The organism is Flindersiella endophytica (genome assembly GCF_054779015.1).
In genome coordinates, this window is sequence record NZ_BAAGYY010000036.1 from 134982 (window position 1) to 152866 (window position 17885).

General features: G+C 70.9%; 16 protein-coding genes and 1 pseudogene. 5 read left to right on the forward strand and 12 right to left on the reverse strand.

Features of this window, described 5'->3' with window-relative positions:
• Window positions 1–29: 29 nt before the first annotated feature.
• From ACYVF6_RS39100 to ACYVF6_RS39120, 5 genes are read right to left on the reverse strand one after another with little or no spacing between them, the layout of a single operon-like run.
• Window positions 30–857, reverse strand: a complete 828-nt coding sequence (locus ACYVF6_RS39100) for an IclR family transcriptional regulator (protein WP_460529436.1) — start codon at window positions 855–857, stop codon at window positions 30–32.
• A complete protein-coding gene (locus tag ACYVF6_RS39105) occupies window positions 854–2365 on the reverse strand; it encodes an N-acyl-D-amino-acid deacylase family protein (RefSeq protein ID WP_460529439.1) in 1512 nt (503 codons plus the stop codon). The genes ACYVF6_RS39100 and ACYVF6_RS39105 overlap by 4 nt, the downstream gene beginning before the upstream one ends.
• On the reverse strand, window positions 2358–3209 hold the full coding sequence (locus ACYVF6_RS39110) for a fumarylacetoacetate hydrolase family protein (RefSeq protein ID WP_460529442.1): 852 nt from the start codon (window positions 3207–3209) through the stop codon (window positions 2358–2360). Before ACYVF6_RS39110 ends, ACYVF6_RS39105 begins: the two co-directional genes overlap by 8 nt.
• Window positions 3206–4174 carry a Gfo/Idh/MocA family protein gene (locus ACYVF6_RS39115; RefSeq protein WP_460529445.1) on the reverse strand — a complete coding sequence of 323 codons (969 nt, stop codon included), beginning with the start codon at window positions 4172–4174 and terminating at the stop codon, window positions 3206–3208. Before ACYVF6_RS39115 ends, ACYVF6_RS39110 begins: the two co-directional genes overlap by 4 nt.
• Complete coding sequence (locus ACYVF6_RS39120; RefSeq protein ID WP_460529448.1) at window positions 4171–5244, reverse strand: Gfo/Idh/MocA family protein; 1074 nt, start codon at window positions 5242–5244, stop codon at window positions 4171–4173. The genes ACYVF6_RS39115 and ACYVF6_RS39120 overlap by 4 nt, the downstream gene beginning before the upstream one ends.
• A 156-nt stretch (window positions 5245–5400) precedes the next feature.
• Between ACYVF6_RS39120 and ACYVF6_RS39125 the strand changes: the two genes are divergently transcribed.
• Window positions 5401–6705: an aspartate aminotransferase family protein gene (locus ACYVF6_RS39125; protein WP_460529451.1), complete on the forward strand. Its 1305-nt coding sequence runs from the start codon at window positions 5401–5403 to the stop codon at window positions 6703–6705.
• On the opposite strand, the gene ACYVF6_RS39130 is transcribed toward ACYVF6_RS39125, so the two are convergent.
• Window positions 6692–9532 (reverse strand): protein kinase domain-containing protein, encoded by a 2841-nt coding sequence (locus ACYVF6_RS39130; protein WP_460529454.1) that lies wholly within the window; start codon window positions 9530–9532, stop codon window positions 6692–6694. The two genes, ACYVF6_RS39125 and ACYVF6_RS39130, sit on opposite strands and share 14 nt — an antisense overlap.
• Before the next feature lie 44 nt (window positions 9533–9576).
• Between ACYVF6_RS39130 and ACYVF6_RS39135 the strand changes: the two genes are divergently transcribed.
• On the forward strand, window positions 9577–10650 hold the full coding sequence (locus ACYVF6_RS39135) for a dienelactone hydrolase family protein (RefSeq protein ID WP_460529457.1): 1074 nt from the start codon (window positions 9577–9579) through the stop codon (window positions 10648–10650).
• Here ACYVF6_RS39135 and ACYVF6_RS39140 read toward each other — a convergent pair.
• The 5 genes and pseudogenes from ACYVF6_RS39140 to ACYVF6_RS39160 all read right to left on the reverse strand — a co-directional run bounded on the left by ACYVF6_RS39140 (window position 10647) and on the right by ACYVF6_RS39160 (window position 13689).
• Window positions 10647–11015, reverse strand: coding sequence for an MFS transporter (locus tag ACYVF6_RS39140; RefSeq protein ID WP_460529459.1), 369 nt, complete (start codon window positions 11013–11015; stop codon window positions 10647–10649). The two genes, ACYVF6_RS39135 and ACYVF6_RS39140, sit on opposite strands and share 4 nt — an antisense overlap.
• Window positions 11016–11103: 88 nt before the next feature.
• Window positions 11104–12033: pseudogene (locus tag ACYVF6_RS39145) on the reverse strand (MFS transporter); the annotation flags it as partial.
• A 177-nt stretch (window positions 12034–12210) separates the two neighbouring features.
• Entirely contained in the window at window positions 12211–12879 is a 669-nt protein-coding gene (locus tag ACYVF6_RS39150; protein ID WP_460529462.1) for a hypothetical protein, read from the reverse strand.
• 19 nt (window positions 12880–12898) lie between these two features.
• Window positions 12899–13054 (reverse strand): epoxide hydrolase N-terminal domain-containing protein, encoded by a 156-nt coding sequence (locus ACYVF6_RS39155; protein WP_460529465.1) that lies wholly within the window; start codon window positions 13052–13054, stop codon window positions 12899–12901.
• 11 nt (window positions 13055–13065) lie between these two features.
• Window positions 13066–13689 carry a DinB family protein gene (locus ACYVF6_RS39160; protein WP_460529468.1) on the reverse strand — a complete coding sequence of 208 codons (624 nt, stop codon included), beginning with the start codon at window positions 13687–13689 and terminating at the stop codon, window positions 13066–13068.
• Window positions 13690–13723: 34 nt separating this feature from the next.
• On the opposite strand from ACYVF6_RS39160, the gene speB reads away from it, so the two are divergent.
• From speB to ACYVF6_RS39175, 3 genes are all read left to right on the forward strand, one after another.
• Complete coding sequence (speB, locus tag ACYVF6_RS39165; RefSeq protein WP_460529471.1) at window positions 13724–14737, forward strand: agmatinase family protein; 1014 nt, start codon at window positions 13724–13726, stop codon at window positions 14735–14737.
• Between the two features lie 133 nt (window positions 14738–14870).
• The gene (locus ACYVF6_RS39170) at window positions 14871–15677 is read left to right on the forward strand and encodes a class I SAM-dependent methyltransferase (protein WP_460529474.1); all 807 of its coding nucleotides are present in this window, start codon (window positions 14871–14873) and stop codon (window positions 15675–15677) included.
• Between the two features lie 44 nt (window positions 15678–15721).
• The gene (locus ACYVF6_RS39175) at window positions 15722–16339 is read left to right on the forward strand and encodes a GNAT family N-acetyltransferase (RefSeq protein ID WP_460529477.1); all 618 of its coding nucleotides are present in this window, start codon (window positions 15722–15724) and stop codon (window positions 16337–16339) included.
• 18 nt (window positions 16340–16357) lie between these two features.
• On the opposite strand, the gene ACYVF6_RS39180 is transcribed toward ACYVF6_RS39175, so the two are convergent.
• The gene (locus ACYVF6_RS39180) at window positions 16358–17818 is read right to left on the reverse strand and encodes an aminotransferase class I/II-fold pyridoxal phosphate-dependent enzyme (RefSeq protein WP_460529480.1); all 1461 of its coding nucleotides are present in this window, start codon (window positions 17816–17818) and stop codon (window positions 16358–16360) included.
• Between the last annotated feature and the right edge of the window lie 67 nt (window positions 17819–17885).

Genomic DNA, 17885 nt, shown 5'->3' on the forward strand with positions numbered 1-17885 from the left:
GCGGCCTCCCTGGCGGAAAAGCGCGCCGATCAGGCCGGCTCGGCGACCTGGGAACGGCGCAGGGTGCTGTAGATGCGACGCAACGCGGCCACGACCTCGGGGTCCGCGACGAGTTGTTCGGCGGCGTCCTGCAGCGCGTCGAGATAGCGGCGCTGGTCTTCCGGACCGAACTCGCCACTCGGACCGCTCACCGACAACGCGGCCAGCGTCTCGCCGTCGTGCCGGAGCGAGATCGCCAGGCACCGCAGCCCGACGTTGTGCTCGTTGTCGTCGAGCGCGAAGCCCTTACGGCGGATCCGGCGCAGCTCGCTGTCGAGCTCGGCTCGCCGGCTGATCGTGCGTTCGGTGAGCTTCTGGTAGGGCTCGGCCATCACGTGCGCACTCACCTGCTCGGGCGAGAGGTCCGCGAGCAGCACCTTGCCGAGCCCCGTGCAGTGGTTGTGGCTGCGCGCGCCGATCGACTGCTCGAAGCGCAGGGGACGATCGGGAAGGCGAACGCAGACATGCAGGATCTGGTCGCCGTCGAGCAGGCCGATGTTGCTGGTCTGCCGGGTCTGGCGGGACAGGCTGTCGAGGTAGTCGCCGGCGACCTGGGTGATGTCGAGGCTCGAGACGTAGGAGTCGGCGAGCTCCATCACCTTGTGTCCAAGGCGATACGCCGGCCGGTCGTCGACCTTCATCACGAACTCAGCCTCGGCGAGCGCGCTGAGCAGGCGGACGAGCGTGCTCTTGGGCAGCCCGCTGGCGTCGTGGATGTCGGTCAGGGTGAGCGGGGGAGTCCTGCCGCTGAAGAGTTCCAGCACACGGAGCCCACGGGTCAACGCGTGGGTGTGGTAGTTCCCGCTGCCGCTGGTCATGCTTGCTCCGTCCGTCCGAACACCGCGTGTCCACCGACCATAACCAGGTCGATCCCCCGCGGGAACCGGGCGGGATCGGAGTAGGTCGCGGTGTCGGCCAAGTTTTCCATATCGAGGACGACCAGGTCGGCAACCAGACCGGGCCGGATCCGCCCGCGATCGCGCAGGCCGATGCGGTCGGCCGGCGCGGCGGTGACTTTCCGGACCGCCTCACCGAGCGGGACACCATCGGAGCCGGTGTGCTCGGCCAGGAAGCGCGGGAAGCAGCCGTACGAACGTGGGTGTGGCACTCCGCGCCCGGTCGGCCCGGCGGGATCGAGCGCCTGCCCGTCCGACGCGATGACGCTGGCCGGATGCCTGAGCACGGCCGCGAGGTCCTCCGCGCTGCGCCCGTACGCGGTCATCGTCACCGCGTGCCCGTGCTCGCGCAGCAGGTCGAGCACGAGGCCCGCCGGGTCGTCGCCGGTCTCGTCCAGCCGCCTGCCCTGCAGCTCGGCCGGGCCGCGGCTGATCGAGATGTCGTCCCATCCCAGCGGATGGGCGTCGAACCACCGGCGCAGCCGTTCACGGGTCGCCGCGTCCCAGGACTCGCCGGGCGTCGTCCAGGCCGGCAGCAGCTGGCTCAGCGGGGCATTGCCGGCGAGGTACGGATAGACGTCGACGCCCACGTCCAGGCCGGCGGCGATCGCCTGGTCCACCAGCTCGAGCGCGCGCTCGACCTTGCCCCAGTTCCGCCGGCCGACCGCGACCAGGTGCGACAGCTGGGTCCGGCAGCCGGTCCGGCGGGCAACGTCGATCGCGGCAGCCACTGACTCCTGCAGCTCGTCGGCGTAGTCGCGAACGTGCCAGGCGAAGATCCCGTCGTACCTCGCGACGACGGCACCGAGCGCGAGCAGCTCGTCGTGGCCCGCGAACGTCAGCGGCGGGTACGCCAGGCCGGTCGACAACCCCAGCACACCCGCGTCGAACTGCTCACTGAGCAGCCGGTCCAGCGCCTGCAGGTCGGCCGCGGTGACGGTTCGGTCGCCGAACCCGAGGACGGCCGCACGCAGCGGCAGGTGGCCGGCCAGCGTACGGACGTGCTGTACGGGCCGGACCGCTGCGAGCGCCTCGAGGTAACCGTCGAGTGCGTCCCAGTCCCAGCGCACCTCCGGGTCGACATCGAGGTACGAGACCGCGTGCCGGAGCTCCTTGCGATCCGCGGCCGGCGACGGCGCGACGGACAGCCCGCAGTTGCCGACGATCTCGGTCGTCACGCCTTGCCGGACCTTGCTGGGCGCGTCCGGAGCCGACAGCAGCGTCAGGTCGGAGTGCGTATGGATGTCGACGAAGCCCGGGCACACCAGCGAGCCGTCGACCGGCACCACGAGCAGGCCGGCGGGTTCAGCCGGCAGCCCGCCGTCGACCATCTCGGCGATCCGGCCGCCGCGAACGACGACATCGGCCCGCCTGGGTGGCCGGCCGGAGCCGTCGGCGACGAGCCCTCCCGCGAGGATCAGGTCAGGCAACGTGGTTCACCAGCGTGCCCAGCTTCTCGATGGTGACCCGCATCTCGTCGCCGGGCTTGAGGAACGTGCCGGTCGCAGCGCCGACGCCTGCGGGTGTCCCGGTGAGGATGATGTCGCCGGGCTCGAGCGTCATCAGGCGGGAGGCCCACGCGATCAGCTCGGCGGTGGTGAAGATCATGTCCTTGCTGGATGCGTGCTGGCGGGTCTCGCCGTTGAGCTCGAAGCGGATGTCCAGCGCCTGCGGGTCAGGCACCTCGTCGGCGGTCACCAGCCACGGGCCCATCGGAGCGAAGCCGTCGAACCACTTGCCGGCCAGCCAGTCGAAGAACCAGACCGCCCGGTCGTCGGTGTCGCGCTCGAACGAGAGGTCGAGCGAACGGGCCGAGACGTCGTTGGCCGCGAGGTAGCCGAACACCACGCCGAGTGCGTCCTCGGCCGGCACGTCGCGGCAGCGCTGCCCGATCACGACGCCGAGCTCGGCCTCCCAGTCCATCTCCTTGGTGAGGTCGGGCAGGGCCACCTGGTCGCCAGGGCCCGCGATGCCGGTCGGCGGCTTGAGGAACAGCCGTGGAGACAGCCGCGACCTGTCCAGCGGCTGGCCGCCGGACTCGGTCACGTGGTCCTGGTAGTTGGCGGCCGCGGCCAGCAGCTTGCCCGGCCGCAGCAGGGGTGCCCGCAGCCGTACGTCTGCAGCGGGGACGGTCTCGCCGGTCTCCGCTGTCGCAGCACCGGCGGTCACGATCGCTTGCAGGTCGCCGGATCCGAGGTCGGCGATCGTGTCGCCGTCGAGCCGGCCGTGCCGTACCTCACCGCTGCCGGCACGTTCGTATGTCACGAGCTTCATCGGCTGACCTCCACGGGATGCTTGTGCCGCAACGAGAGCTGGGCGGCGTCGAGTACTCGGGCGACTGCCAGCGCCTGCGGCAGCCCGGCAGCGGCGGGCCGGCCGGCGTGTACGGCCGCCAGCCAGTCGTCCAGCATGAGAGTGACCGTGCTGTCGCCGAGGTAACGCCGGCGCTGCTGCTCGCCGGTCTCCACCAGCAGCGCGGGCTTGGTGGCGTCGATGTCGGCGACACCGTGCGAACCACTGACGCGATACCGGTGCACGGCGAGGCCGCCGGGATCGACCGTCGCGCGAGCCACTGTCCGGCCGAACGCGATCGTGCTCGTGAGGCCGTACTCGTGGTCGAGCATGAGCACGGCGAGATCCTGAGAGCCGGGCGCGATCGCGTGTACACGAAGGACGTCGAGCCCGGTGAGCGCGAGCACGATGTCGACCGGATAGCAGCCGAAGTTGTGCAGTTCGCCCGCTGGGATCGGGTCGCCACCGGCGACCAGGAAGTCGGCCTGGACGTTCCAGGGCAGGCCGACCTTGCCGCCGGCGATGGCCGTCGCGGCGGCACGCAGCATCGGATGGAACCGCAGATGGTGCGCGACGGCGACCACCACCTGGGGCTGCTTCGCGGCCACCTCGGCGAGGCCGGCGACCCGGCCGGCGGAGAGCGCGAGCGGCTTGTCGGCCAGCACGTGCCTGCCGGCGCTGATCACCTCGCCGACGACGTCCTCTCGAAGGCCGGGCTCGCCACACACGACAGCGGCGTCAGCGTCGGCCAACGCACTGTCCAGGCCGGGAAATCGCGGCACATCGAGGTCCTGGGCGACGGCTGCGGCACGGTCGTGCTCGGCGTCGGTGAGCGCCACGACACCGGCGATCTCGAAGCCCGGGTGGGCTCGCAGCGCGGGCGCGTACATCGCGGTCTGGTGGTCCTGGCGGCCGAGGCCGCCGAACCCGGCGAGAACGACTCTCATGGCAGCACCTCGGCAAGTCGCACCGGCTGTCCGGTCAGCATCGACTGCTCGGCGGCGACGCCCAGCGCGACCGACAGCACGCCGTCGTCGGCGGACGCCAGCGCGGCGCCGCCGTCGATCCCGTCCAGCCAGGCTTCCAGTTGCAGCACGAAACCGCCGCCCGCACCGGACACCGGCGCGATCGCGCTCGGACCCGCGCCGGTGGTGCTGCCGAACACCTGGCCGGCCTCGCCGTCGTAGGCCTGGCGGATCGTTCCGGCCGAGCCGACCAGGAGGACGTCGCGCTGTCCGAAACCGGCGGGCTGGTGTGCTCGGCTCATCTCGCAGACAGCGACGCGGCCACCGGGGTACTCCACGGTCAGTTCGAGGTAGTCGAAGATACGCAGCTCCGCTCCGGTCAGCTTGCGTCCTCGTGCGTAGACCGATTCCGGGCGCTCGCCCATCCACCACGTCACGGTGTCGAGCAGGTGGACGCCGTTGTGGAGCGCGTGCCCGCCGGAGCGCTCCGGATCGAGCACCCAGGCCCGCCAGTCGCCCCACAGCCAGCTGCCGAGGAACGCCAGCCGGATCAGGCGAGGCGTACCGATCTCGCCGCTGTCGACGACCTGCTTCACGGCCCGGGAGTAGTCGTACGCGCGATGGGTGTGGGCCGCGGCGACCACGCTCCCGGCCGCCCGGAAGGCGTCGCGGACGGCGATCGCGTCATCCACGGTGGTGGCGAGCGGCTTCTCGAGCAAGAGGTGCTTGCCGGCGGCGGCGATGCGAATCCCGAGCGGGGCGTGCGTGTCGTTGGGTGTGCAGACGATGCACCCGTCGGTCTCCGGCCAGGCCAGCGCCTCGTCGAGCGAGGTCGTCCAGGGCGTTCCGCCGTTGGCGATCGACGCGGCCCGGGCCCGTCCGGCATCGGCGTCGACGACACCGGCGAGGCGGGCCCGCCTCGAGACCGACAGGGCGGCGAGATGCTCTGCCGCGATGCCGCCGGTGCCGACCACGACGACTCCGACCTGGTCCTTGGCCTGGTCCCTGGCCTGGTCCGCGCCGGTCGGCCGTGGCGCGGAATCTGATTTCATATACCGGATCATAGGCAGCGGTTCGCGCCGGAAGTCAAGCGTTCGCCGATGCCGGACGCAGGTACTGGCGCATTGTCGGGACGATTACTTGAAACGTCGTTCCACATGTTGCAGTATCGAGGCGTCAGCCATCCGTCGACAGGAGTTGATCCCCTGATGCTCGAGGCAGCATTCCCCCGCGGGTCGCAGCTCGCCCAGCGCGCGGAGCACGTGATCCCCGGTGGCCTGAACTCCTTCAGCCGCTTCCTCGGCCCGCCCTACGGCTTCGCCCGGTCCGACGGCGCGTATGTGTGGGACTTCGACGGCAACCGCTACATCGACTACCACGCGGCGTTCGGCGCGATCGTGCTCGGGCACAACGATCCCGACGTCGACCGGGCGGTCGCGGCGGCTATGCGGCCGGTGGATCTCATGGGTGTCGGCATCACGTTGCCCGAGGTGGAGTTCGCCGAGCTCGCCTGCGAGGTGATCCCGTCGGCGGAGCAGATGGTGGCTTGCACGAGCGGAAGTGAAGCGACGTTCCATGCCGTCCGGCTGGCCCGTGCGGTCACCGGCAGGCGGCTGATCGTGAAGGTGCAGGGCGGCTACCACGGCTGGCACGACGCGGTGGCCAGGAACGTCATCTCGCCGCCGGAGCTCGCCTACGGCATGGACCCGATGAGCGCGGGGATCCTGCCGGAGAACCTCGAGGCCACGCTGATCGCGGAGTTCAACGACCTGACCTCGCTGGAGGAGCTCTACAGCAGGTATCCCGAACAGATCGCCGCGGTCATCGTGGAACCGATCCCGCACAACGTCGGCGCGCTGGTGCCCGATCCGGGTTACCTGGAAGGGCTCCGCAAGGTGACCGAGGCGGCGGGCAGCCTGCTGGTCTTCGACGAGGTGATCACGGGCTTCCGGCACGCGCTGGGTGGCTGGCAGCAGGTCAGCGGCGTACTGCCCGACCTGACGACGTTCGGCAAGGCCGTCGGGAACGGCTTCCCGGTCGCCGGGCTGGCCGGCCGGCGCGAGCTGCTGCGGCACTTCAACGCGGCCGGTGGCAACGTGCTGTTGGCGGGTACGTTCACCGGGCATCCGATGGCCTGTGCCGCGGCGATCGCGACGATCGGCAAGCTGCGTGACCAGAACGTGTTCGCTCGTACGGCCGAACTGGGGCAGCGGATGCGCGCCGGGATGCGCTCGATCATCGACGAGCTCGGCATCCCCGCCGTCGTCGCGGGCTACGGCTCGGTGTGGTGCACGTACTTCCTGGCCGGCGAGGTGCACGGCTACCGCGACCTGATGCGCAACGACGACGAGCGGTACAAGGCGTTCCACCGGCTGATGACCGACCGTGGGTTCCTGATGCTGCCGATGTCGCTGAAGCGCAACCACGTGTCGTTCGCGCACACCGAGGCCGACATCGACCTCACACTCGAAGCAGCGCGGGACGTGCTGAAGGAGCTGCTCAGGACGAGCTGAGCTTGGCACGAACGGTATCGGTCGACTGGCCGAGATCCTCCAGGATCGCGAGTGAACGCTGCCAGGCGTCGCGCGCTGCCTCGTGGTCTCCGGCGGCGTCGTGGGCGTCGCCCAGGTGGTCGAGGATCTGTGCCATGTCGTCGAGCTGAACGAGCTCTTCCATCAGCTCCAGTGCCTGCTGGTAGCACTGGATCGCTTTCGGATGGTTGCCGAGATGATGGTGCGCATATCCGAGCGTGTCCCAGGCGGCAGCCGCCATCGTGCTGTCGACCGCGAGCTCTTCGGTCAGCGCCAGCGCCCGTTCGCAGGACTCGACCGCCTGCTGGTACTCCCCGAGCTGGACCTGGTACCAGCCGATGTCGTTGAGTACCCCCGCTCGGCCGACCTCGTGGCCGATCCGGTCGTAGTGGTCGAGGGCTTGGAGCGCATGCTCCAGCGCTTGGTCGTACTGCTCCTGCCGCATGTGGAGCACGGCGAGGAGCCGGTACGTGTGGGCTTGGCCGCCGATGTCTCCAGTCTCGGAGAAGACACTGAGAGCCTGCTCGAGGCTGGTACGTGCCGCCTCGAACCGGCCGAGTTTCGTGTGGGCGTTGGCGAGGTTGCGGTGGGCGCGTGCCTGCAGCGCCTGGTCCCCGGCCCGACCGGCCGCCGCCAGCGCCGCCTGCCAGGCGTCAACCCGGTCCTGCCACCGAGCCATCCGGTCGAGGTAGTTCGACACCGACCACGCCAGTGCCCAGACCTGCGTGTCGAATCCGGCCGCTGAGGCGGAGTCGATGGCGGCCAGCAGGGTGCGATGCTCGGCGGTGTACCAGCTCATCGCCTGCCGATGGTCCTCGATCGCCTCGATGGTTGAGCCGGCGGCCGGTGGGGCGAGCTCGATGTCGTCCTGGCCCGGGTTGAGCAGCATCGCGGCGGGGTGGGCGGTGTGGACGTAGTGATCGAGCATCCGCTGCTGGCTTGCGCGGCGCTCGGCACCGGTGTCGTGCTCGTGAGCGAGCCCGGTGGCATACGCGCGGAGCAGGTCGTGGAAGGAATAGCGGCCGGGTGCGTGCTCTGCCAGCACGTTGGCGGCGGTGAGCTCGGCCAGCAGCTGATTCGTCCGGAGGCGTGGTACGCCGGCGAGGCTGGCCGCCGCCGGTGCGGTGAAGTCGGGGCCAGGGTGCAGGCCCAGCAGGCGGAAGAGCCTCGCCGCCTCGGCACTGAGCTGTTCGTACGACCACGAGAACACCGCACGTACGTCGCTGTCGGGGCCTTCGGCGGCCAGCGCGGCGAAGCGGTCGTGGCTGTCGCGCAGCTCGGTCACCAGTGCCGAGAGCGGGAAGGTCGGGCGGATGGCGGCGCGTGCGGCGACGATCGCGAGCGCCAGCGGCAGGCTGGCGCAGGCCTGGACGAGCTCGTCGGCGGCGCCAGGCTCCGCGGCGACCCGGTCCGGGCCGAGCCGCTGCTCGAGCAGGCTGTGGGCGTCGCCGGCGCTGAGCAGGTCGAGCGGCAGGAGCTGCGCCCCCTCGCGGCTGACCAGGCTGGTGAGGTCGTTGCGGCTGGTGGCGATCACCAGGCAACCGGGAGCGCCGGGCAGCAAGGGGCGGAGCTGTGCGCTGTCACGTGCGTTGTCGAGGACGACCAGCACCCTCCGGCCGGCCAGCAGGCTGCGGTACAAGGCGGTCTGGGCGTCCAGGCCGTCGGGGATCTGCTCCGGGGTGGCGCCGAGCGCTTCCAGGCAGCTGCGTACGGCGTTGCCCGGATCGAGTACCTGGCCGCTCGGATCGAAGCCGCGCAGGTTCACATACAGCTGGCCGTCGGGGAAGCGGCCGGCCATCCGGTGTGCCCAGTGGACGGCGAGCGCGGTCTTGCCGACGCCTGCCGTCCCGGAGACCGCGGAGATCACGACGGCGGTCGGCGGCGGGCGGTCGGCGGAGGTCGCGAGCAGGGCGTCGAGCCGGTCCAGCTCGGCGGCGCGGCCGGCGAAGCCGTTGACGTCGGCGGGGAGCTGCGCGGGTACGACGGGGGATCTCTGGGCTGCTGTCGCCGCCCGCGCCGTGGTCGGTGCGCCGTCGATGGTCGGGTTGGCCGCGGCGGCCGGGTCGGCGCCGTTGGCGATGGCCTCGAACCGGCGTTGAACCTCCGCGGTGCCGGGCCGGTCGGCTGGCGTGGGCCTGCGCATGGCATCGAGCAGTTCGGCCAGCGGGCCGAGCACGGCTGGGCCGGCTTCGGTGTGGCCGGGTACGTGCGGCGGCTCACCGACGACCAGCGCGTAGACGGTGAGCGCGAGCGAGTAGACGTCGGACGCCGGTGCCGGGCTGCCGGCCACGACCTCGGGTGCGGCGTAGGCCGGCGTGTGGCTGACGCCGGGGCCGGTGAGAGTCGGGGTCTCGTTGCCGGCGTAGCGGTTGGCCGCGCCGAAGTCGGTGAGCTTGGCGAAGCCGTTCTCGGCCAGCACGATGTTGGCCGGCTTGACGTCGCAGTGGACGACGCCTCCGACGTGCAGGTCGGTCAGTGCGCCGGCGATCTGCGCGCCGATCCGGGCGGCTTGCCGGGGCGTGTGCTTCGGCTGCTCGGCGAGGCTGCCGTGCGGTGCGTACTCCATCACCAGCCAGTCGCCCTCCGGACCGAGCTGGAGGCAGTCGTACAGCGTGATGACGTGCTGATGGTTGATGCCGGCCAGCACCCGCGACTCGGGGTCGCCCGGCGTGAAGCGCTTGAGTACGACGTCGCGGCCCATCAGCTCGTCGTGGGCCAGCCAGACCTCGTTCGGCCGGTCGGACGCGTTCTTGCCGGGTTGTCGCCGGAGCAGCCGGAACCGGCCACCGATCCGGTCACCTTCGACCATCGCACCTCTTACCTGGCTCGGCACCGCGGCTGAATAGTGGAGAGATGTCTGAGTATCCCTACCTTTCCGATTTCGGTGACTGGGTGGTCGCCGCCGAAGCCCGCGGCGGCCTGTGGAACGGGGGCGCGCCGGTGTCGCCCGCGCTGGTTCGTGAAGCGCTCGGTTTCGGGCTGGACGACGAGCGGCCTGCTGACGTGCGGGTGGAGCGGACGTGGGAGGCCGGCGGTGTGGCGGGCGAGGAGGTGTCGTGGTCGGTGGGGTACGGGCCGCGGACGCGTGCGTACGTGCTCAAGCCGGCCGGGGCGGAGGGCCTGTTGCCCGGTGTCGTCGCGCTGCACAGCCACGACGGCTTCAAGTTCTACGGCAAGGAGAAGATCGCCGACGGGCCTGCGGGCTGTGAGCCGGCGGTGGCCGCGCTGCGTTCGAACGCGTACGGGGACCGGGCGTTCGCCAACGCGCTGGCCAGAGCGGGCTTCGTCGTGCTGGCGCACGACGTGTTCCTGTGGGGGAGCCGGAGGTTCGCGCCACACGGCTCGGCACCGTCGGATCCTTCGGCGTACAACGCGGAGGCCGGCGGCTACGAGCACGTCGTCGAGAAGTACGCCGCCGTGCTGGGCACGACGCTGGCGGGCGTGGTGTCGTACGAGGACCGGGTGGCGCTGGCGTACCTTCGCTCCCGCGCCGACGTCGACGCCTCCCGAACCGGGTGTGCGGGGTTGTCGGGTGGCGGCTGCCGGTCGGCGCTGCTGCTGGCGACCTCCGACCACATCTCGGCGGCGGTGGTGGTCGGCATGATGAGCACCTATCCCGGCCTGCTCGGCGACCACGTGGCCAAGCACACCTGGATGTTCTTCCCGCCCGCGTACGCCCGCCTGGGCGACTGGCCCGACCTCGCGGCCTGCCGCGCCCCGACGCCGCTGCTCGTGCAGTACGACGAGGACGACAACCTGTTCACCATGGAGGGCATGCGCGCTGCCGACGAGCGGCTCGCCGCCCTCTACCGCGCGGCCGGCGCCGCGGAGGCTTACGTCGGGCAGTTCTATCCGGGCCCGCACAAGTTCGACGTACCGATGCAGGAGGCGGCGTTCGCCTGGCTGGGCGAGCAGTTGACGGGCTAGGAACGGGCCGCCGGGTGGATGCGGGTACTGGTGAGTGCCGCGAGCAGGAGCAGGACCGCGGCGGTGGCCAGGCTGACGCGCATGCCGGTGAGGAACGTGGCGGGGTTGGCGATCAGCGCACCGAACACGGCGATGGCGACGGCGCCGCCGATCTGGCGGAAGGTGTTGAAGACCGCGCTGGCGGTGCCGGAACGTTCGGCGGCGACGCCCTCGAGAACCACGCCGGTGACCGAGGGCATGGCCAGCGCCCCGCCGGCCAGCAGGATCATGCACAGCGCCGCGACGACCGGCATCGCCAGTGGCGCGGTCAGCAGGAGAGCCACGAGCCCGGCGACCATCGTCAGCAGCCCGGCAACGACCGGCACGCGGGCGCCGAAGCGGTTGGTGATCGGGGCCGCTGGCGAGGTTGCCCGCGATGGCGAAGAACGCCGACGGCAGGAAGACCAGCCCGGCATCGAGCGGAGACAGGCCGAGCTGCTGCTGCAGGTAGAGGCTGACCACGAACACGTTGCCGTAGTGCCCCACCATGAACGCGAACCCGACCGGCAGGGCGAGCCGGAACCCGCGTACGCGGAACAGTTCGAGCGGCAACATCGGGTGCCGCCCACGCGCCTGGACGAGGACGAACGCGACCAGCGTGACGACGGCGACGATCAGCGCGAGGATCACCGAGACGTGGGTGAAGCCAAGGTGCCCGCCCTCGATCAGCCCGTACACAAGTGCCGAGAGTGCGACGACGGCCAGGATCTGCCCGGCCCAGTCGAACCGGGCCGGCCTGGTGGGCGAGCTCTCCACCGCGAACAGGAACGCGAGCATGCTTGCGCACACCGGGAGGTTGATGAGGAACACCCACCGCCAGTCGGCCGTGGTGAGGAGACCGCCGAGCGGCTGGCCGATGAGCCCGGCCACGGCACCGCCGACCGCCCAGACGCCGAGTGCGCTGGCCCGGGCACGCGGGTCGGGGAAGGCCTCCCGGATCAGGGCCATCGACGCCGGCAGCATGACCGCGGCCGCCGCGCCCTGGACGCCGCGAGCGGCGATCAGCACCCCGATGCTGGGTGCGGCCGCGCATCCGGCGGATGCCAGCCCGAACACCAGCAGGCCCAGCCAGAGCGCCCGCTTGGCGCCGATCCGGTCGGCCAGGTTGCCGGCGAACAGCAACAGCGCGGCGAACAACAGCGTGTAGCCGTCGATCACCCACTGCTGCCCGTTCGTACCGCCGCCAAGGTCGCCGCGAATCCGCGCCAACGCGACGTTGACGATGGAAATGTCGAGCGTGATCAGGAAGAAACCCAACGACGCGATCGCGACCACCGTCCGCGCATGCGGAGTACGCGCGGCAGCCGGCATCGTGGATGCCGGGGACGGCGTCGTGCGATCCATCAGCGTCTCCGATCGGCAGCGCGGCGGGTACCCACCCCAGCAAACCGCAGACCAGCTCGATGAGGGAGGGCTCGGCGTCCAGGTACTGACAGGACACCCCACCCGGCCGCGAACGACGCGTGACCGCCGTCGATGCGCCGCTTTCCGCCTGCCTGCGGCTCGCTACAGGCCGCCTGCCTATCTCCGTCCGCGGAACGTGCGCCGCAGGTCGGCGACCCAGGCGTCGGGGACCTCCCACGGGATGAAGTGGCCACCGTGGTCGTGGGCGGTGAGGTTGACGTGGTTGTACCAGGCCGCCCGGTCACCGGCCAGGAAGTTGCCGACCCGCTGCTCGGCCGTGCTGACACCCGGCGGGTTCTCGTAGCCCACGAACGTGATGCCGGTCGGCGCCTCGATCACCGGCCAGTCGTGGGAGGGCGTCCAGGGGTAGCGGTTGTTGTTGGCGTACGTACGGATCGACGTGCCGATCGCGTTGTTGACCCAGTAGATCATCGCGTGCGTGAGCAGGTCGTCCTTGGAGAAGACGGTTTCGATGTCGCCACCGTTGTCGCTCCAGGACTGCCAGCGGTGCAGGAGCCACGCCAGCAGTCCGGCCGGCGAGTCGGACAGGCCGTACGCGAGCGTGCTCGGCTCCAGCAGATGGGTGGCCAGGTGCACGGCGAACCGCCGCTCCAGCTGGAGGATCCGCGCGTAGACCTGGTCGGGCAGGCCGTCCGGGATCGGCCGGCCGCCGGTGATGTCCCAGGCGCGGTCGCCGTTGAACAGCGTGAGCTTCAGGCCGGAGCCGATGTGGATGCTGTGCAGCTCGCCGGCTCGTATGCGTTGATGGCAGCCTCGGCCCGGCACCAGTCGTATTCGTCGCGCCCTAGTCCACCAGCTCCTGGAGGTAGGTGCGGCCGACGCCGTAGTAGCCGTCGTCGTTACCGGCGTCGTCGGGCCAGCGGGTCAGCGCGAGTCGCTGCCGGAGGTCGGTGAGGACCTCGTCGGGCACATGGAGCGGGGACTGCTCGAGCGGGAACATGTGACGGGACCTCACAGCGCCGAGATGGTGGCCGGTGCGCGTTCGGACCTGGACAGCGCCCGCACGACGGTGATCGCGCCGTACCGACGGATCGCGAGCCGGGAGAGCAGGTCGACGACCGTGGTGGCAGCCGACTCGGGTACGAGCGGGGTCGGAACGCCAACGCTGACAGCGAGATCGTCGGAGTGCACGACGAGCTCCATCAGCCGGCTGACCAGGAAGTCGTCGAACGTGAGGGGCCGCCCCCGCATCTCGACCACGAGATCGGCCGGCGCCTCGGCGATGAGAGTTCGCACCTGTCCGAGGGTGTCGTGCGCGTTCGTAAGGACGGTCGAAACGCCTTGTGCGGCAGCCTCTTCCATCCGTTCGCGGATGAAGACGTTGACCTGGTGCGAGGCGTCCTGGCCGAGCCAGTCGGCCTCGGCGTAGTAGTCGTCGACGAGCGAGACGGGCGCGCGGTCGGTCGGCGTGGCCTGCGGGACGTGGAGCACCTGGTTGGACAGGTGGAACGCGAGCCCTCCGACGGTGAAGTCCTCGAGTGCGCTCGGCTCGTTCCACCTGGCCTCGACGGCCGGTTCCATCAGCAGTGTCAGGGCTGAGTTGGCAACGGTCACGAAGTCGTCGCGTACTCCCAAGGCAGATTCCGTCCCTCTCACTATGCTGATCGCCATGGCGCGCTACGGATCCCAGTTTGGCCCAGACATCACGTTTCTCGGCGTGCCTCGTTGCGACCATACCTCGCCCGGCACCTATGCCGATGCCGACGTGGTGATCCTCGGTGCCCCGTTCGACGGCGGCACGTCACACCGGCCGGGCACGCGCTTCGGCCCGCAGGCGATCCGTACGACCGACTACCTCCCGCACGACGCGTCTCGGCCCAGCCTGGCGTTGCGTACGGACGCGTTGCGGGATCTGAAGGTCTACGACGCGGGCGACGTCGAGATGTTCTCCGGCGACGCGGCCAAGTCGCTGGCCGCCCTGCGTACGGCCGTCGCCGCGATCACGGCCACCGGTGCGCTGCCGCTGGTACTGGGCGGGGACCACGCCATCACGTCGGCCGACGCGTCCGGCGTCGCCGACGTACTCGGGCAGGGGCGGATCTCCATGCTGCACTTCGACGCGCACGCCGACACCGGCGACGTCGCGTTCGGCTCGCTGTGGGGGCACGGGGCGCCGATGCGGCGGCTGATCGAGTCCGGCGCGCTGCGTGGTGACCGCTTCCTGCAGATCGGCCTGCGCGGCTACTGGCCCGGCCCGGCGACACTCGCGTGGATGGCCGAGCAGCGCATGCGCTCGTACGAAATGACCGAGATCGTCCAACGTGGCTTGACGGATTGCCTGACCGAGGCGTTCGGCATCGCGACCTCCGAGTGCGACGGCGTGTTCCTCTCCGTCGACATCGACGTCTGCGACCCGGGCCACGCGCCCGGCACCGGCACGCCCGAGCCGGGCGGCCTGTCGGCCCGTGAGCTGCTCGACTCCGTACGGCGGATCTGCCTGGAGCTTCCGGTCGTCGGCATGGACGTGGTCGAGGTGAGCCCGCCCTACGACCACGCCGACATCACGGCGGCGCTGGCCAACCGCGTGGTGCTGGAGGCACTCTCGGCCATCGCCCGCCGACGCCGCGACGAGCGGGACGGCACGACGTGGGACCCGCGCCAGCCGTTGCTCGACGGCCGCTAGCTGTGCTGCTGTGGTTGCGGCGGCCTCACCGGTGCGGGTCGCCGACCTGCGCCGCACGTTCCGCGGACGGAGGGAGCGTCCGATATAGCGAGACGCAAGCGGCCTGAAAGCAGCCTCGCCGAGCATGGGCCGCATGGGGAACGAATACGTCTTCAACAGCGACTCCGACCTGGGCCAGGTCCATCTGGAGTACCTCAGTGCCTTGCTCGACGAGCACAGCTTCGCGAACCTCGATGCGATCGGGATCAAGCCGGGGCAGCGATGCCTCGACCTCGGCTCGGGTGCGGGAACGATCGCACGTGGCCTGGCCGAACGCGCCGGGCCCACCGGCCGGGTCGTGGCCGTCGACGTGGCGACGGACCATCTCGGCGCCGGGCTGGCGGGCCTGCCCGGCGTCGAAGTCCACCGGCACGACATCAACGACGGGCTCCCGGCGCCTGGTCCGTACGAGCTGATCCACGCGCGCCTGCTGCTCCTCCACCTGCCGAACCGCCTCGAGGTCCTCGACACCCTGGTCGACGCGCTCGCACCCGGCGGCTGGCTGATGCTCACGGAGTACACCGGCCCGCAACAGCGCGTCGTCACCGTGCCACGGCCGGAGGACGAGGAGTTCTTCTACCACCTGCAGGAAACCGCCCACGCCTTCCCGGCCCGCACGGTCGGCGTCTCATACGACTGGGCGTACGAGGCCGGGCCCGCGATGGCGGCCGCCGGGCTGGTGAACGTCCGCGCCGAGAGCCAGTCCACGGCCGCCGCGGGTGGCGAGGCTCCGTGGCTGCTGATGCGGAACCTCTACCGCCAGCTCTGGAACACGTTCCTGACAAACGACGTGCTCACCGAAGCCGAACTCCGCCGCTTCGACGACCTGATGGGCGACCCTCGGTTCAGCGCCTGGTTCTACACCACCGTCACCACGTGCGGCCGGCGTCCGGCCGGCTGAAAATCGGCTGGCGAGCTCGCGTCCGGCCGTGGGATGGTGCGGGCATGACCGGAACGCGGATCCGAATCCGCCGCGCGTCGGCCGGCGACGGAGACGCCGTGGCGGCCTTGGAGACCGGCCAGTACCGGCCGGAGGACGAGCCCGAGGTCGCGGCCATGCGGCGCCGTGCCGAACAGGCTCGCCTCGCCGGCGCCCGGTGGTCACCGATCCCACCGACGCCGGCCGGCTCGGAGGACGCCGATCCTCCGCGCGGCCCGATCGAGCGGTACGACCACGTGTGGGTGGCGGAGCGCGAGGGCGCACCCGGCGATCCAACCGTTGTGGGCGTCGTGGCCGCCCGCGCGGTAGGCGACACGACCACCGCCGATCTCGACACCGCCGAGGCCAGCGGGCTGTGGACCTGGACGCCGAGCCGGCCGCTGGTCGAGCTGCGCCATCTCCGGGTCGCCGCCTGGATCCGTCGGATCGGTTTGGGCAGCCGCCTGGTCCGGCAGGTCATCGACCACGCCGCGGCTACCGGCGCGAAGGCCGTCGTCCTGAACACCACCGCGGCCCAGCGGCCGGCGCGCAAGCTGTACGAGCGGTGTGGGTTCCGCGAGGTCGGCGTCACCTACGTCGGCGAGTACGAGCTGGTCTGGATGGAGCACCCGCTCCGCCCCTGAACGTTCGCAGGCGTCAGGTCACTCGGCGACGACCTGCACCCGCCGAACCTCGGGGTCAGCCGGGTCGGGCAGGTAGATGCCGGCGTCGGCACCGCTACGCAGGTAGTCCACGACCGCCTGGTTGATCCGCTCGCCCGGCACCACGACCGGCACGCCGGGCGGGTACGGGCTGATCAGCTCCGCACCGATCCGCCCGACGGCGTCCTCGATCGGTACGCTCACGATCTCGCCGAAGAACGCGTCCCGCGGCAGGATCGCCTGCTCCAGCAGCAGATCCTCCGGCGCGGGCAGGTCGATCTTCGCAGGCGGCGGCAACGCGGCGCGGTCAGCCGGCAGGTCGCGCAGGGCGCCGAGCAACGCGTCGACCGTCTCCGTCGTGTCGGCGTGCGTGAGCTGGAACGCCACGTGCCGGTGGTCGGCCAGGCCGGCGTTGATGTGCCGTTGCTCCCGCAGCCAGTCCGAGACGCCGAAACCGCTGGTGCCGAGCTCCTGGACGTCGACGACGACCATCAGCGGGTCGTATTCCGCCGCCATCCCAGCCGCGACGAACTCGTCTCCCAGCGGATGCAGGCCGGGAAGCCGGTCGATGCCGTCGCGCAGGCGCTTCGACAACTCGAGAGCGCTGCTCAGCAACTCGTGTCCCCGCTGGGCCATCTGGCGCCGCCAGGCGTCCAGCGCGGCGTAGATGAGCACCGACGGGCTCGTCGTGCCGAGCAGGTCCTCGCACGCCTTCAGCCGGTCCGCAGACACCAGGTCGCCCTGCAGGTGGAAGACCGAGCCCTGCTCCAGGCCTCCGCCCATCTTGTGCACGCTGGTCACGCAGACGTCGGCGCCGGCGTCCATCGCCCACGCCGGCAGGCTCTCGTGGAACGGCAGGTGCGCACCCCACGCCTCGTCGACGACCAGCGGGCGACCGTGGCGATGGCAGGCTTCGGCGGTCTCGCGCAGCGCGCCACAGGTGCCGTACGAGGTTGGCGTGATCAGCAGCACGCCCTTGGCCTCGGGCTCGGCCCGCAGTGCCTGCTCGATCTCCTCGGCGCCGGGCGGGTGGGCGAGCATCTGGTCGCTGTCCCAGCGCGGGGGTACCCACACCGGGTCGATGCCGGCGAGGATCAGGCCTGACACGACCGACTTGTGGGCGTTACGCGAGACGATCAGCTTCTCGTACGGCCCGGCGACGGCCAGCATGGCGCTCTTCACCGACAACGAGCTGCCACAGGTGGAGAAGAACGCCTGCTCGGCGTCCACTGCGTCGGCCATGAGTTCCTGCGCCCGGGCCAGGAACTGCCCGGACATCTGCCGGTCGTCCAGGCCGTTCAGGGCCAGCAAGTCGCCCGCGTAGACGTCCGGGCCAAGCGTCTGGAGCGCGCGCTCGTCGGCGCCTCTGCCCTGCTTGTGTCCCGGTGGCGTGAAGCTCAGGTCGTCGCGCCGGTGGAACGCCGCGACGGCTTCCAGCACGGGTGCCTGGGAGTGGTCCATGGCGCGCTCCTTCCTCGCGGGTTCCACGAGCTTCACACGTGGGTGTCCACCGCGACGTTCCCGGGAC